Raw genomic sequence first — 15,378 nt, 5'->3', positions numbered from 1 at the left:
TGAGTATGAATGGATAAAAACAGTAAGGAATATGAGAAAAATATATACAATCATTGCCTTGTTGGGAGCCTTGGTAATGGCTTCGTGCAGTGATTTTCTGGATGAGACCACGGACAAGTCGGGCAGCGCTTACATATACCACATGGACCAGCTCTATGGGCTGACCGGAAGTATCGATCTTTATTTGTTTGAACGGGTTGATGCTGAAACGGGGGAAGGTAGTTCCTCGGGTGCTTACTTGACGGAAGCTCTTCCGTTGACGGACGCGGTGGAGTTGACACCGGAGTTTTACGTGCACGGGTTGCGGGCAAGTGAACCGACCACGTACGAGTCATATTGCTGGCAGGGAGAGACGTTGATGACATCGATGTGGATGATGTGGACTTGGACTCCGGTTTGGGAACGAATTTATCGTTTTAACACGGTGCTGGAGTATCTGGATAAGGTGATTCAGACGACGGAAGCTATCCATGATCAAGTGGAAGGCGAAGCTCGTTTCGGGAGGGCGTATTACCACTTTATGCTGTTGACGCAGTATTGTTTGTGGGGAGACGATAAACCGGGTATCGGTTATCGGGATAATGCCACGGCGGGAGAAGTTCCCGGACGGAAAACGGTAGGCTACACGCTGGAACGTATCTACGAGGATTTGAGGCTGGCGGAAGAGGCGTTGACTAAAGCGGGGCGCACGACGTTTGACAAGGCGCATAATTTCCGCCCGACGGTGCCGACCGTGCAGGCATTCCGGGCGCGGGTAGCCCTGTACAGGGGAGATTACGAGCTGGCATTGTCGAACGCGACGGAGGCGTTGAAAGCTCATAATACTCTGGTGGATTTTAAGAATGAACCCGAATACGAGTTGGAAGAGTGGAATTGGATTAGCGTGTTGGATGAAGAGGGTGAGCCGATGGATGAAATAGTCGTGAGTTCGATGTTTGAACTGGATGACATGGATACGGAGGCGGTGGCGAAGTACGAGGAGTTGTATTTGCCCAACGTGTCTTGGGAAGGATTGGGGGGTACTTGCCCGATTTCCGAGTCTTTTTATGAGCTTTGGGACCGGGAGAATGATGCCCGCTGGATTCATTTCTATAGCTCTTGTACGCCTCTTTTGATGACCGGTGAGAATTTGGTTGAAATGGATACGAATACTTTCGAGCAATATATCAGTTATGAAAACTGGCAATATTTGAAACCTTGGAATCTATACAGTTATTCGCGTTTCGCGGGTAATTCGCTTATCGGCATGACGACGGCGGAGATGTACTTGATTAAGGCGGAGTGTGAGGCCCGGGGCGGACACGAGGGAACCGCGGCAGAGACGTTGAAGACGTTGCGTCGCACCCGCTTTATGGACGATGTGTCTGCTGAGACAGGGGTTACCGGTAGCGTGCAGGAGGTGTTGGACGAGCGTTTGCGCGAGATGGGAGCTTTCTGGCGGTTCTATGATGTTAAACGTCTGAACGGGGCGGAAAATGCCGGTATCTATGTTCGCCGCGAGATTTTGACAGACCCGACTGATTTGAGTACTCGCGTGCAATTGGAAATAGCTCCGGATGACCCGCGTTGGGCATTGCCTTTCTACACGTTTGAAGCGGCGACCATGGGTTGGGAACAGAATGGAGGTTGGAAATAATAATGAATTGATTTTATCGGATGAAAACAAGTATGTTTGTTGTGCTTGCAAGCCTGTTTCTGGCTTGCGGCACACCCAAGGACGGGTATGTGCTAAAGGGAAATTTGAAAAACGCTGGGAACGGGTACGCGGTGATCTCCGTGACCGACCATGCGGGTGCATCAGTGATAGCGGACACAGCCGAGATGAACGGGGGAAAGTTCCGTTTCGCAGGTAAGACGCCTTTCGTGGCAGCATGTTCTTTGCGGGTGGCACCCGAAGGAAAAGAGGTGTTGGATATGCTTATCGTGTTGGAAAATAGCCCGATTGAGTTGCAAGGCGACTGGGTAAATCTGGAAAGGAATGCCGGGGGGAGTTTCTTTATCCGGGATATGAAGGTCACGGGCGGTAAGAACACGGAGGTGTGCAATCTTCTGGATGAAGTGTATTTCTCGTTACGGAAATTGCCGGAGTTCAAGGATTATGAACGGTTGGAAAAGTGGTTCGCTTCGTTGGATGACAACGCGGAGTTGACGGACGAGGTGATGCGGAAGGCGGATACGTTGCAGGTGCTGGAGGATCGTTTTCGAGAGTTGATGTTTACAAGGCAACTGGAAATCATGGCGGCACATCCGTCGTCGGAAGCGGCAGCGTTGTATTTGACACCCATGATAGGCGGCATGGAACTGGAAGAGTTTGAACGGGTTTTCGGGCTGTTTGACGAGGCGGTGCGGAACAGCGAGATGTTGACCGAAATACGCGAGGAATTGGAAACCCGCCAGCGTTTGTCTCCGGGACGGATGGCTCCCGTGTTCTCGTTGGCACAGCGTGACGGGCAGGTGCTGTCGCTTGCCGATTTACGCGGTAAGGTGGTGTTGGTGGACTTTTGGGCGAGCTGGTGCGGTCCGTGTCGTGAGCTTTTTCCTTGGTTGAAGGAGTTTTACGAGAAGTATCATGACAAAGGGGTGGAAATTCTCGGTGTCAGCGTGGATAAGGACGTGAAAGCATGGGAAAAAGCACTGGATGCAGAAAAATTACCGTGGTTGCACGTGCGGGATGAGAAACTCCCGGGTGGGAAGCATACGGCAAGTGACTTGTATGACGTGACGGGTATTCCGCACTTGGTGTTGATTGACCGGGAGGGAAAAATAGTCAAATGCGGTTATCTGGAGTATGAATTGGAGGAGTTGGTAAATGGATTATTAATGGATAAGGAAATCGGGAAGTAATTAATTTTAAAAAGAATAGAGATGAAAAAATGTTTGATATTACTGGTAATGACTGTGCTATTCGCTTGCAACAGCCAAGCGGGGTACGTGTTGAAAGGTGTGTTTAAAGGTGCGGGAAACGGTAACGCGATTTTGACGATGCATACTGAAGGAGGGTTGGTGATTTGCGACACGGTGAAGATGAAGGGGGGAAAGTTCGTGTTCGAGGGAGAGGTGCCGTGCGTGGGATTTGCCTTAGTGACGGTGGCTCCGGAGGGGAAGGAGGCGGTTCAGATGAGAGTGGCGTTGGAGAACAGTAAGATAGAGATGCGGGGGGATTGGAGAAACGTGGGAATAAACGAGGAAGAGGAATTGGTTATCAAGGGAATGACGGTTACCGGTTCTAAAAATAATGATGTAAATGAGGAGATTAATAAACAATGGTACGTGGTGGAGGCAATGCCGGAGTTCAAGAAATACGCGGAGTTGGCAAAAATGGTATTCGATGCTCCAGAAACGTTAGAGGATACAACGTTTTATTGGGTGTATAGAAAGGAGTTTGATGCGTATATGGCACGGGTAAAGGAAGAGCAGTTGAAGATTATGGCGGCTAACCCGTCCGTGGAAACGGCTGCTTATAACTTGAATTTCATGATGAACGAAATGTCATTGGAGCAGTTGGAACAAGTTTTCGGCTTGTTTGACGAGAAGGTGCGGGAGAGTGAGCTGGTGAAAGAAGTGCGAGATTGTATCGAGTTGAGGCAACGGATTGAACCGGGACGTCCGGCACCCGAGTTCACGTTAGCACGGCGGGACGGTTCTTTGTTGAGTTTGTCTGATTTCCGGGGTAAAGTGGTGGTGCTTGATTTTTGGGCAAGTTGGTGTAAGCCGTGCCGCGCTTCTTTTCCTTGGGTGCGGGAGTTTTACAAGGAGTACAAGGACAAGGGCGTGGAGATTGTCGGGGTGAGCATCGACAAGAATAGAGCCTCGTGGGAGAAAGCATTGGACGAGGAGCAATTACCATGGCCGCAGGTGATTGACGAATGGGTGAAAGACACTTATCGCGTGGGAGGTTTGTTCTACGTGCGCGCTGTCCCGATGTTCGTGATTGTGGACAAGGAAGGGAAAATCGTGGTGCGGGCACACATGGAGAGTAAAGAAGAGTTGTCGGCAGTGGTGGAAGAGGCGTTGAAAAAATAGAAATATTGATATCGCAAGCATGTGAACAATTTAAATATTAGCAGCTTCTCGAAATTGTGCATGCTTGCGAATTTTTCAATATGCTCCGTTTTTGGAGGATATTTGTTGTTGAATCAGAAAAAAAAGTACGGTTCAAATGTCCGGTTGAACTGTACTTTTTGTATTTTTGTGTGTATCAAATTATTTAATATCTATCCACGATGAATGATAAATATAAAATACCTTATATGAATGCTTGCATTCGTGCTTTTGCCAAACGCTTTCAGCTTTCGGTTAAAAGTGCGTTTTTGTATTTGTATCATTTCAAAGGAATTCATTTTTTGGATGAGTTCTACGAAACGGAGCATCTTCAGTCTATAGATGATGCGGTGGATGATCTGATTGTTTTATGTCGCAAAAATGGAGGGCAATTGCAATGATACTTTATCATGGGACCAATGTAGATTTTGATAAGATTGATATAGAGAAATCTAATCCGTACAAGGACTTTGGCAAGGGGTTTTATTTGACAAATCTTCAGACACAGGCAGAAGAATTAGCAAAAAAGAAAGCCCGAATTTTTGGCGGAAATCCCATCGTACAGGTCTATGATTTTGACGAAGCTGTTCTTACCAATCATTTGTTGAATGTGTTGGTTTTTGAAAAGCCGATTAAAGAATGGGCAGAATTTATATATCGAAACCGCAATAGAAATACTCTTTCATTCAAGCATGAATATGATATTGTTATTGGTCCAATAGCAGATGATGGAGTAGCTTATTTGCTAAATCGTTACGAAGAAGGTTCATTTACTTTGGAAGAATTGGCAAAAGAGTTGGAATACAGGAAATTGAATAATCAATTCTTTTTTGGAACGAAACGTGCTATTGAATTTTTAAAACGGATATGATGATACAACAACAGACGGATTATTTGATTGCACATATTGTTGATAAAATGACACAATATTTGATGGCGGATTTTAATTTGGATGCTATTTCTGCTTTAGATGTGATATATAATTCTAAAGTCTATGATTTAGTACAAGATAAGGAGAATGAGTTATATATCCAAAGTCCATCATATACCTATGAATTGCTAAAGAAGGAATATCTTACAGCTACTTATCTATAATGTTTTTCATGTGAAAATTATTTAAGTTTTATCTTTTTCCCTTTTGACTCGTTGTGGAAGCGGTCGACGGCGGTGATCACGTAACGGTATTTTGTTCGGGGAAGCGGTAGGTAGCATTCCGTGTAGTGCGTGATGGCGGCTATTTTGGAGGGATCGTTGAGGTTGATGCTTTCTTTCGGGGCGAAGCGGTAGATCACGAAATACTGGGGATTGCGGGGATCTTCACGGTCGCCGACGGAGAACCATTTCACGGTGTAGCCTTTGTCCGTGCGTTTGGCACGGGGTTTGGCGATTTTCTTTGGCCGTCCGTTGTACATGTGCGTGTAGGCGGGAATCAATGCCGGGTAGTGGTGGTAATGTTCACGGAGGCTGTCGGCGATGCCCTCGTTATTCCATAATATCTCGTTGGCAGGCCAGAAGCAATTGCCTTTCACGTGGCGTAGGGAACGGGCGGTTTCCATTTTGGTGGTCAGGTCGCCGGCTTTCATGGTGCGTGCCACGTCTTGTCCCAAGTAAAGGTGGATATCGTGGGCGTTTTTGTCCCACCATTTGGCAAGGGTGATGTAGTCTGCTGCCGGGTGTCCGATTTCCCAGTACACTTGGGGGATATTGTAGTCAATCCATTTTTTCTTGACCCATAGCGTCACGTCCGCGTACAGGTTGTCATAATTCTGCAACCCGTTGGTATTGCTTCCGCTACCGTCCGGCGTGTTTTGTTTGTTGCGATATATCCCGAAAGGACTGATGCCGAAGCGTACCCACGACTTTGTCTTCACGATCGTGCGTTTCAACTCCCGGATTAATTGATTCACGTTTTCCCGTCGCCAGTCGTCCCGTTCGTCCTCGGAGTATCCTTTCTTCAACCCGTAAGCGCGAAAGCTGTTATCGTCGGGAAAAGGCATTCCGTTCACGGGATAGGGGTAGAAATAGTCGTCCATGTGAATGGCGTCCACGTCGTAGCGGCTCACGATATCTTCCACCACCCGGCAGATGTATTCCCGACAGGCGGGGATACCGGGATCGAAAAGTAACTGCTTGTTGTAAGTGACGAACCATTCGGGATGCTCGTGATAAACGTGCGTGTCCGCTAACGCGGCAGTGCCCGACGTGCATGCCCGGAAGGGATTCAGCCAAGCGTGAAATTCCATGTTCCGTCGGTGGCATTCTTTGATGAGGAATGCCATCGGATCGAAGAACGGCTCCGGCGCTACACCTTGTTTGCCAGTGCAGAAACGGCTCCACGGTTCAATCTCGGAGTGATACCACGCGTCGGCTTCCGGTCGTACTTGAAAGACAATGGCGTTGATTCCGCATTCTTGCAGGTAATTCAGCTTGCGGATAAAGTCAACTTTCATCTCATCCGGCGACATTTTGGCGTATTCACTCTGGAACACGGTTTGTATCCATGCCCCGCGAAATTCGCGCTTCGGGTAATCCTGCGCGGAGAGGAGCGTGATGCCGAGAATCGTGGTGAAAAGGAACGATAATATATATTTCATGGTTTGTGTCATTGATTTAGAATGTCGCGAATATACGGATTTATGGGTACAAAAAAGAAAGGGAGACTTAGAATGTCTCCCCAAAGTGATGGATTTAGATGTACTATGGTGTGAAATGGACCAGAACGGTCCGAGGATGGCTCTTTTAATGGATACTCTTGATGAGCGATTCCATTTGTGCTTTCATTTCTTGTGTTTCTTTTGATTCCTTTTTTGGTTTTTGAGTGATTACTTGTCGGGCGCATTGCAAGGTCTTGTCATGTAATCCCATTTCGTGGTAAAGATTTGCCAGCAAATAATTGGGATACACGAGGCTGGGTGTCATGTAATGGGCCTTCCGGAAGTTCTGTTCGGCGAGCTTGTACTCTCCCATGGCTTGATAGTTTTTCCCGATGATATTGTATATTACCGGGGCGGATACAGATTGTAATACTTCTCGGAGAACAGCGATGCTGTCTTCGTATCGGTCTGTTTGGGAGAGTGCTTGCCCGTATTCGATAAGAAATCCGGGATGTCTTAGATTCTTTGCCAGCGGGGCGTATATATTAACCGCCGTCGCGTATATCTTCATGTTGTAATATAGTTTTCCTTCTGCCCATGCGCGATAGGAGTTGTATTTTCTCATTTCGGGGAAGGCGGTGAAAAACACCAAGCCTGCCAACGCGAGATAAATTACTTTGAAACTCAGTCCGGCTTTTTCTTGACGGGCTTCCCGGGGGGCGCACAAGGCGAGCAAGAGCATCAGGATGATAGCTAACGGTAATGATCTGATAGGGGAGGACATCAGCCCTGCCATAGAGAGCGAAATTAATGCACCTAGGGTAGCTAACTTCTCCGGGTATCGTTTTAAACTTCGGATACTTTTTATAAGAATTGTGGCGACAAACCCGAGGATAAGTAATAATCCCAGCAATCCGGTTTCCGCCGTGATACGGACAAGGTCACTGACCGGGTAACAGGGCGTGTTGGCCAATGCCAGTTCTCTTTCTGTCCGGTTGCCGTGTTCGAAATAGTAAGACTGGGCATCCCCGTATGCTTTTTGGAAGTTCCCGATACCAATGCCGAATAACGGGTTTTCCGTCAGCACGTTCATGGATATTTTCCACGCCAGAAGGTTTTCGTCCACTGGATCTTTCCGGAATTTGTAATAGCCGCCCACGATACCGGTGCTGATAAGCAGCACGCTGATCAAGAGGGTTATTCTTTGTTTTTGTGTCTGTAAGCGTTTGATGAAAGCGTGCATGTTGAATTTGAAATACAGAACAACACAGCATCCGCACGCCGCGGTGAGCCACGCGATGGCTTCCCCTGTAAAAGGCATGATAGATAGTATGCCCAACAAGGAGAGGGCTGATAGCACGAACAACATGATCTCGTCGATGATTTCCGGCTTTGCTTGCTCGGTATAAGATGGTGTCGAGAATTTGGCACTTAATCTTTGATATAGTGTGATTGTCCAGTAAAGCGCAATCGGGGTAATCGAGGCCAAGTATACGGCATAAGCGTATCGGGTGTCGAAGGACCCGGATAATTGAAATTTTGTTTGCATTTCCGGGATATAAGCGTATAATTGGCAGTATCCCCAAATGACTTCAAATAAAGCGAGTGCGATCAGAACGAATTGAAATGTCTTGATCGATTTTTTATTGTAAGAAAAATAGATATCGAAGAAAAAATAGGAAATGACTATTAACAGAAATACTTCCGCGTTCATCATTTCCTGATTGGAGTTACGGGATATGCCAATAATCACTACAGTCAAAATCCCTATTATGATAGTTTTGATTTCATCGACTCTCGTGGTCGATTTCCTGTAAAAAGCCAGAATGATAGAAATGACTCCGGTTATACACATGAAAGTGTAGAACCAAAAACGTTTGGCAACAACAATCCCGTTCATGCTTTCCGAATCGATCACCAGCATCGTGGCGATTAATAGAAGGAAGCCCATGAAGGACAGGAAATTCACGGTGTTGTTAATCCATTGTGTCATTTAATTCTTTACACTAATTTGTTGTTTGTACAGTTTCCACAGCGAGTTGTTTCTCGCCGGGCTACCGATTAACACGACCTTTTGTTCCCGGTCGAGTAGGAATGTTTGAAATTCGGGGTCGTGCGGCAGGTTCGGATTCGCCTTCCACAGGGCATTGTCCGTGTCGTAAAATATCAAGTGATTGAATTTGTTCTTCACGGCAAATGCCGATACGGCCTCGAAATTCTTGGCGTGGACGATAAAGATAAAATTCACTTTATCTTGTTGTCCGACTATATCTTTCACGCGTAAGTGCCAGTCATGTAATTTCATGTTACATTCCGTGCACCCGGTAGAATCAAAAAAAGTAAGAACGCTGTATTCTTTATCCAATAGTTCCGTGAGCGTGACGGTCGTGTCTCTCCCGAGGATTTTAGCCGCCGGGGAGGTGGGAAACGTGATTGTTTTCCCGTACCATTCTTCAATTACTTTTCGGGCTTTGTAATCCTTGGAATGGCATCCCCCGAGGAGGATGAACATCCCAAGGTACAAAACTCTCACACGGAAATTAATCCAATGCATATTTAATCAACACTGAATTCGGATGGTTTGTCAAGCCATAAATGGCGTTTTCTTCTTTACAAAAGGAAATAGAGGTGAACGGATTCCCTAGTAAATAGGTGTGAACGTGATTGCCCTCCCAGTCGAACACTACAATCCGTTCACCATAGCCTATCTTCTCTTTGTATTTATTGTAACTTCTCCCGGAATAGAGGGCAAATATGTATTCATCAGATACTTCAATATCAACAAACCCGAAGAGATTGTCTGTGGAATACGCGACGGGCTTTCTCCTGGTACTCTTGACCGTGGCTTTTGGAGAATAGAGATTTTGCTCGGTGATGCGAGTGATGGTGTTGCAAGGTATGAGAGAGCATAAATCTATGATACCGCTTTGCATATTCGCACAGACAAATTTCGTTCCATCAGGTTTTATCTTTATGATATTACTTGCAAATAAGATGCTTTTCTGGGAATTGTCGGCGTTCCGGTAATTCGGGTAGGGAAGGAAGAAATTTTCTTGCCCGTTTTCCAGTAAAGCGTAACGCTGGTCGAACATACCCGTTGCCACGATTGTGGAACCCCATTTGGCAGCGCACAAGTGTTTCTTGTCCGTGGGCACGGGGGTAAAGGTAGGACCGAATCCGGCTTGTCCCAGTTGATTCATGTCGAACTCGACCATTCGGTTGTTCCCGAAGTCATAGGCTGATAAGATTCCTTTCTCGTCAAGATGCATCGTTAAGATGTACAAACCTTGGTTGCCGCCTAAACCTGTCGGGAGGTAATTTCCCAACAATGTTCCGTCTTGTTTGTATATGGAAATCTTGTTCAACCCTTCCCGGTCAAGCACGATAAGTATAGAATCTTTCTTGATTACTTTTGTCGGGTTTATAATGCCCAGCTTTTGTAGATTGATTTTTGTATCCAACCTGTCTAGTGAGACAGCACGACTCATGCTAAACAAAGGATTCTGCTCTTTCGGTACAGTTCGCACTTCATCAGAACAACTGTAGGCGAAGGCAACGGCTAATAGTATAAATAATGCCTTTTTCATGTTCATGTTATTTTACATCTAGCGTAAGTCCCGGGTAGAATGTAGGATTTCCATTAGTATCATACACCATACAAATAGCGCCAACAATTGTACATGGATTGTCTTCCCCGCTTTCATTATCTCCGAAAGCTTCGATATTTTTAATTTTTATATCTATATTCGTGGAATCTTTCCTAAGAGTAACATTTACTAATGTTAGTCCGAGGATTATAGATATAAACAATATACTAATAATAAATTTCTTCATATATTGAGCGTTTTGATGTGTTACAAAAATATAGGGAAAATTTGAGATAAATTGTTCCTCATTTGTTCCTATTTTTCTTAATTTATTCTTAAAATTGCAGTGCAAGGGAAACATATATAATAAGGTGAGAATTTCGATACTTTTATGTAGTCTTAAATATAGTGGTTATGAATAGAAGATTCCATTTAGCGTGGGGAGTTTCAATATTTGCAATAGCTTGTTTATTGATTTTTCAAGGATTTTGGCTGAATCGTATGGTTCAATATAAAAAGGCTGAATTTTTGAATAGAGTAAATAATGTTTTGGTCATGGCTGTTGAAACAGGTTTTGAAGAACATTTAGTACGTAATCAAACAATACGACAAAATCAACCAAAGGTAGGACTTGATTTAGACAAAGAAATTGTGAAGTTTATTTTAAACGGCGACACAACAATTATTAATTATGAGAATGAGAGTAGTTATTTAGGTACAATACGAAAAGTTTGTTATGACTTGATAAACCAGCAGTCTAGTGAAAATATCATTATGTTGGACAGTATATGTCATGCTTATTTTAATCGTAATGGAATTACGGATCGTTATATACTAGAAGTTGTTGATACGAAGAGTGGACAGATTGTTGCTACAACAGAAAATGGTTCTTCAAGGGTAAATAAACGTATTGTTTCTAACATTATTGAATTAGGTATGAAAAGTCATCATGGTTTGATTGTTTATTTTGATATACCTTATAAGACCTTCTTTGTTCAGATGACAAGTATTCTTATTAGTTCGTTTCTTATAATGATATTCTTGGTTATATGCTCTATTTATCAAGTGAAGACAATTTCTTTCCAACGAAACGTGGCAAAAGTCCGAGAGGAATTTATGAGCAGTATGGTGCATGAATTGAAGTTCCCGCTGTCGATAATTAAGAAAAAGCTCCTTGCGCTAAAACAGGAGGGGGTTGATAATTTGAATGAAAGGCAATTGGAAGCATTGAATGGAGGGTTTGATAGAGTGCTGCATTTGAATAATTTCGTGTTTAAATTATTAAATGCATGGAAACAAGGGTTCAAGGTTACGTGGGAAAAGTTATCTTTGCAGGATTCAATTGATGAACTTGTTCGACAGTTCAATTCCGTGTTCGAGAAAAGAAATGTTTCGATTAAAGTGGATTATCAATTGAGTAGGAACGTGATTGAAGCCGATCCGATTCACTTTCCGAACGCCATCAGTAACTTGATCGAGAACGCTATCAAGTATTCGGGTGGTTCGCCGAAAGTCGAGATATCGTGCAAGGACGAGGGGAATATGCTGATTATATCGGTAAAAGACCACGGGTTTGGTATTCCGGAGAAACTGAGGGAGAAGATTTTCGAGCGTTATTTCAGGGTTGCTCGCGGTCGTTCTGCCGATGTACACGGTTTCGGAATCGGGTTGAGTTACGTGAAACAGGTAATAGAGGCTCATGGCGGTGTGATTCGGGTGGACAGTACCGAGGGTGTCGGAACCACGTTCACGGTCATGGTGCCTTTGGTAACAGACGAAAACGATTAATATTTTACAAACGGGAAAATGGCTAAAATTTTGTACGCTGAGGATTCGGCGGAGTATTACGAGGATTTCATAACTTACTTGAAAAAGAATGGGCACACGGTTTACCACGTTACCGACGGGGAGGATGCGCTTGAGGTTTATCGTCAGAAGAAACCGGACTTGGCGTTGCTCGACGTGATGATGCCGAAAATGACAGGTTTGGAGGTCGCTAGAGTGATTCGGAAAGATGATTCTGTCATTCCTATTTTGTTTATCAGTAGTATTGGCAGTTCATCCGCCGCGGTAGCCGGATTTAAGAGCGGGGCAAATGATTATATCCGCAAGGATATGGATGAAGCTGAATTTAAAGCCCGTATCGAAGCCGCTTTAAGACAAATCGGATTTCGTGAGCGTAGCGAGAAAACGATAGATATTAGCGACGGGGTGTATCTTGACCTTGTGAACCGTGAACTTGTCGTGGACGGGGAAGTGATATTATTCAGTCCGTTGGAAATGAAGGTGATGAAAGTGTTGTGCGAGAACAAGAATTGCTACGTGACAAAAGATATTCTGGTGCAAGCGGGTTGGAGCAACACGTTCAAAGAATCGTATCGTTACTTGGATAAATGTCTTGTCGGGTTGAGAAAAATGTTACCGAAAGACGGCTCGATATCTATCGCTACCAAATGGGGGAAGGCGTTGGGATTAATGGTGAAAGAAAAATAGAGAAAGCCCTTTGGGAATAATCAAACGGAGATTTGATATTGTAAGCTTTATAGATTATCTTTGCTTATAGATTAAAAACGAGAGCATCATGGAAACGAGGAAACTTCCGATAGGCATACAGACATTTGAAAAAATACGTGTTGGCAACTATGTATACGTTGACAAAACGGCTTTCGTGTGGAAGCTGGTTTCCTCCAGTGCACCTTATTTTCTTAGTCGTCCAAGACGTTTTGGCAAGAGTTTGTTGCTCTCGACTTTCGAGTCTTATTTCGAGGGACGTAAGGATTTATTCGAGGGATTGACTATCGGGCAGTTGGAGAAAGAGTGGAACGTGCATCCCGTGTTACATCTTGATTTGAACGCCGAGAAGTATGATTCTCCCGAGGGATTGTACGCTATCCTCGACAGGTATTTGAAGATGTGGGAAGATCGTTGGGGACGGGGTGACGGCGAAAGTACCCCGGCAGGTCGTTTTTTTGATGTCATTCGTCGTGCTTGCGAGCAGACCGGACGCGGGGTCGTAGTGCTCGTGGACGAGTATGATAAACCGCTTCTGCAAGCATTGGGAAAGGATAACGCCTTACTCGAAGACTTCCGCGATACCTTGAAGGCTTTTTACGGGGTACTCAAGAGTGCCGACCGTTATTTGCGTTTCGTGTTTTTGACTGGGGTTACTAAATTTGCTCAAGTTAGTGTATTTAGTGATCTCAACCAGTTGAGTGACATTAGTATGTGGCCGGATTACGCTACTATCTGCGGGATAACTTTGGAAGAATTAAAGGATAATTTTCAACCGGAGATTGAACAATTGGCGGCAACTAACGCTATGGACGTCGGCGAAGTAGTGAAAAAGATGACGACGCTTTATGATGGCTATCATTTTTATCAAAATGCCCCGGGGGTATTTAACCCGTTTAGCGTGTTGAGCGTATTCACGTCTAAAGTATTTGGTCGTTACTGGTTTCAGACGGGAACCCCGACTTTTCTTGTCGAGTTGTTGAAACAGAGTGATTACGACCTTCGGGAATTACTTGACGGGGTAGAAGCTCCTGCTTCTTCTTTCACCGAGTACCGGGTAAATGTTGATAACCCGATTCCTTTGATTTATCAAAGTGGTTATTTGACGATTAAGGAATACGACAAGGAGTTCCAGAATTATCTGCTTGCTTTTCCGAATGATGAGGTAAGATATGGTTTTATGGATTTTTTAGTACCTTTTTATACCTCTTTGGCAGAAGATGAGCGAGGATTTTACATTGGAAAATTCGTACAGGAACTTCGTGTGGGGGATGTTGATGCCTTTATGAAGCGGTTACGGGCGTTTTTCGCGGACTTCCCTTACGAGTTGAATACCCGGACGGAACGTCATTACCAAGTTGTATTTTATCTCGTGTTCAAGTTAATGGGACAATTCACGGGGGCTGAGGTACGTAGTGGCAAGGGAAGGGCTGATGCCGTGGTGAAAACACCGAAATACATTTATGTCTTCGAGTTTAAACTAGATGGTACAGCCGAGCAAGCTTTAAAGCAAATTGATGATAAGGGATATCTTTTGCCTTATTCGGTTGATAACAGAGAAGTGGTAAAGATTGGGGTGGAATTTGATGCTAATGAACGTAATATCGGGAAGTGGCTCGTGGAATAATTTGATGATTATCTTTCTTTTTGGTAAACCGCCTTATTTTGAATAGTGGCGGAAGTCCTGTGTCAAGCCTTCGCAAATCCAATTAGCTAAAGCTTGGCGGTTGTCGTTTAGCAGGAAACGTTGTTGGTCACGGCTGTTTTGGATATTACCCAATTCTAGGAAAACGGCCACGGGGAGCGTTTGTTCAATGACGTATAGGTCACGGGTGTTTACCGTTCCGGAGAATCCCCTGTTAGGTTGATGTTTGTCGTATTTCTTGTTAAACACGTCTTGTAGCGTGTTGGCGAGATGTTTGCCCTTGGCGCTACCCTCGTAATGGTAAAAGAAAACGTCAATCTGTTTGCTCTCGCTCCGGCTGTCAAGGTGGATAAAGATAGCCCGTCGATAGGCTTCCTTGTCTTTGCGGAATAGCGTGTTGATTTTGTCACAACGTTGTTTGAGGCGTTGTACTTGATTCAAAGGGATGGGATCGCCCATGCAGGTTTCCCTATCGCCGGTGGCAAGGAATTTATCGTCCCGGATACCGTCCGCGGCGTCTTGGATGATGATGTGAACTTTGGCTCCTTTCGACATCAAGGTGCGTGCCAACCGGAGCATGATGTCGTAAGCGTATTCGTCCTCGTGCAGTTGGTGTCCCTGTAACACCCCGATAGCCCCGGGATCGGGACCGCCATGACCGGAAACCAGATAAAAGCAGGCCCCCTTGAGTTCGTCGGACTCTATCGTGTATTTCGCCAGTTTCTCCCCGAATAAAGGTTCATTACCTTCCCGGTTCATTGGCGGTAAAGTGTATTTCACGCCTAACCGCAGACCGTTATTTTTGTCCAGCTTACTCTTGTTGAGTTCCATGAATTGCGTGTAATGTTCCGGCTTCGTGCGTTCGAAGCGTTTCAGAAATTGGAGTATGCCTTCTCCTTTTCCCGGTGTTCCGGTTTCTTGCGTGAAGCCGTGGATGGGCAAAAAGATGAACAAAATGCTCGTGTATATGATGAATATATATTTCATGGTTTCAAAAATT

Annotated in this window: 15 protein-coding genes; 9 read left to right on the top strand and 6 right to left on the bottom strand. The window is 44.9% G+C overall.

Going from position 1 to position 15,378, the window contains the following annotated elements:
- Positions 1–31: 31 nt before the first annotated feature.
- From H8S64_RS17750 to H8S64_RS17725, 6 genes are all read left to right on the top strand, one after another.
- Entirely contained in the window at positions 32–1,636 is a 1,605-nt protein-coding gene (locus tag H8S64_RS17750; protein WP_186977844.1) for a RagB/SusD family nutrient uptake outer membrane protein, read from the top strand.
- Positions 1,637–1,656: 20 nt separating this feature from the next.
- Complete coding sequence (locus H8S64_RS17745; RefSeq protein ID WP_186977842.1) at positions 1,657–2,844, top strand: TlpA disulfide reductase family protein; 1,188 nt, start codon at positions 1,657–1,659, stop codon at positions 2,842–2,844.
- 21 nt (positions 2,845–2,865) lie between these two features.
- On the top strand, positions 2,866–4,023 hold the full coding sequence (locus H8S64_RS17740) for a TlpA disulfide reductase family protein (RefSeq protein WP_186977840.1): 1,158 nt from the start codon (positions 2,866–2,868) through the stop codon (positions 4,021–4,023).
- Positions 4,024–4,223: 200 nt separating this feature from the next.
- Positions 4,224–4,442, top strand: a complete 219-nt coding sequence (locus H8S64_RS17735) for a DUF3791 domain-containing protein (protein ID WP_099290126.1) — start codon at positions 4,224–4,226, stop codon at positions 4,440–4,442.
- A complete protein-coding gene (locus H8S64_RS17730) occupies positions 4,412–4,912 on the top strand; it encodes a DUF3990 domain-containing protein (protein WP_366482917.1) in 501 nt (166 codons plus the stop codon). The genes H8S64_RS17735 and H8S64_RS17730 overlap by 31 nt, the downstream gene beginning before the upstream one ends.
- Complete coding sequence (locus tag H8S64_RS17725; protein ID WP_099290128.1) at positions 4,912–5,136, top strand: hypothetical protein; 225 nt, start codon at positions 4,912–4,914, stop codon at positions 5,134–5,136. Before H8S64_RS17730 ends, H8S64_RS17725 begins: the two co-directional genes overlap by 1 nt.
- Positions 5,137–5,153: 17 nt before the next feature.
- On the opposite strand, the gene H8S64_RS17720 is transcribed toward H8S64_RS17725, so the two are convergent.
- The 5 genes from H8S64_RS17720 to H8S64_RS17700 all read right to left on the bottom strand — a co-directional run bounded on the left by H8S64_RS17720 (position 5,154) and on the right by H8S64_RS17700 (position 10,469).
- On the bottom strand, positions 5,154–6,635 hold the full coding sequence (locus H8S64_RS17720; RefSeq protein WP_186977838.1) for a glycoside hydrolase family 10-like protein: 1,482 nt from the start codon (positions 6,633–6,635) through the stop codon (positions 5,154–5,156).
- A 145-nt stretch (positions 6,636–6,780) separates the two neighbouring features.
- On the bottom strand, positions 6,781–8,628 hold the full coding sequence (locus H8S64_RS17715) for a hypothetical protein (RefSeq protein ID WP_186977836.1): 1,848 nt from the start codon (positions 8,626–8,628) through the stop codon (positions 6,781–6,783).
- Entirely contained in the window at positions 8,629–9,189 is a 561-nt protein-coding gene (locus H8S64_RS17710) for a peroxiredoxin family protein (protein ID WP_186977835.1), read from the bottom strand.
- Positions 9,176–10,222: a BF3164 family lipoprotein gene (locus H8S64_RS17705; RefSeq protein ID WP_176554872.1), complete on the bottom strand. Its 1,047-nt coding sequence runs from the start codon at positions 10,220–10,222 to the stop codon at positions 9,176–9,178. Before H8S64_RS17705 ends, H8S64_RS17710 begins: the two co-directional genes overlap by 14 nt.
- A 7-nt stretch (positions 10,223–10,229) precedes the next feature.
- Positions 10,230–10,469 carry a hypothetical protein gene (locus tag H8S64_RS17700; protein WP_186977833.1) on the bottom strand — a complete coding sequence of 80 codons (240 nt, stop codon included), beginning with the start codon at positions 10,467–10,469 and terminating at the stop codon, positions 10,230–10,232.
- A gap of 527 nt (positions 10,470–10,996) precedes the next feature.
- Here H8S64_RS17700 and H8S64_RS17695 point away from each other — a divergent pair.
- The 3 genes from H8S64_RS17695 (at position 10,997) to H8S64_RS17685 (ending at position 14,360) form a co-directional block, all read left to right on the top strand.
- Positions 10,997–12,010, top strand: a complete 1,014-nt coding sequence (locus tag H8S64_RS17695) for a sensor histidine kinase (protein ID WP_186977831.1) — start codon at positions 10,997–10,999, stop codon at positions 12,008–12,010.
- A gap of 18 nt (positions 12,011–12,028) precedes the next feature.
- Positions 12,029–12,715, top strand: a complete 687-nt coding sequence (locus H8S64_RS17690; RefSeq protein ID WP_186977829.1) for a response regulator transcription factor — start codon at positions 12,029–12,031, stop codon at positions 12,713–12,715.
- Between the two features lie 88 nt (positions 12,716–12,803).
- Positions 12,804–14,360, top strand: a complete 1,557-nt coding sequence (locus H8S64_RS17685; protein WP_186977827.1) for an ATP-binding protein — start codon at positions 12,804–12,806, stop codon at positions 14,358–14,360.
- Positions 14,361–14,393: 33 nt separating this feature from the next.
- Here the strand turns inward: H8S64_RS17685 and H8S64_RS17680 are convergent, their stop codons facing one another.
- A complete protein-coding gene (locus H8S64_RS17680) occupies positions 14,394–15,365 on the bottom strand; it encodes an N-acetylmuramoyl-L-alanine amidase family protein (RefSeq protein ID WP_186977825.1) in 972 nt (323 codons plus the stop codon).
- Positions 15,366–15,378: the final 13 nt, after the last annotated feature.

The sequence above is a fragment of the Butyricimonas hominis genome (genome assembly GCF_014287455.1).
GTDB lineage: Bacteria > Bacteroidota > Bacteroidia > Bacteroidales > Marinifilaceae > Butyricimonas > Butyricimonas muris.
Note: the sequence above shows the minus strand (reverse complement) of the source record. Positions and strands in the feature narration are given on the sequence as shown.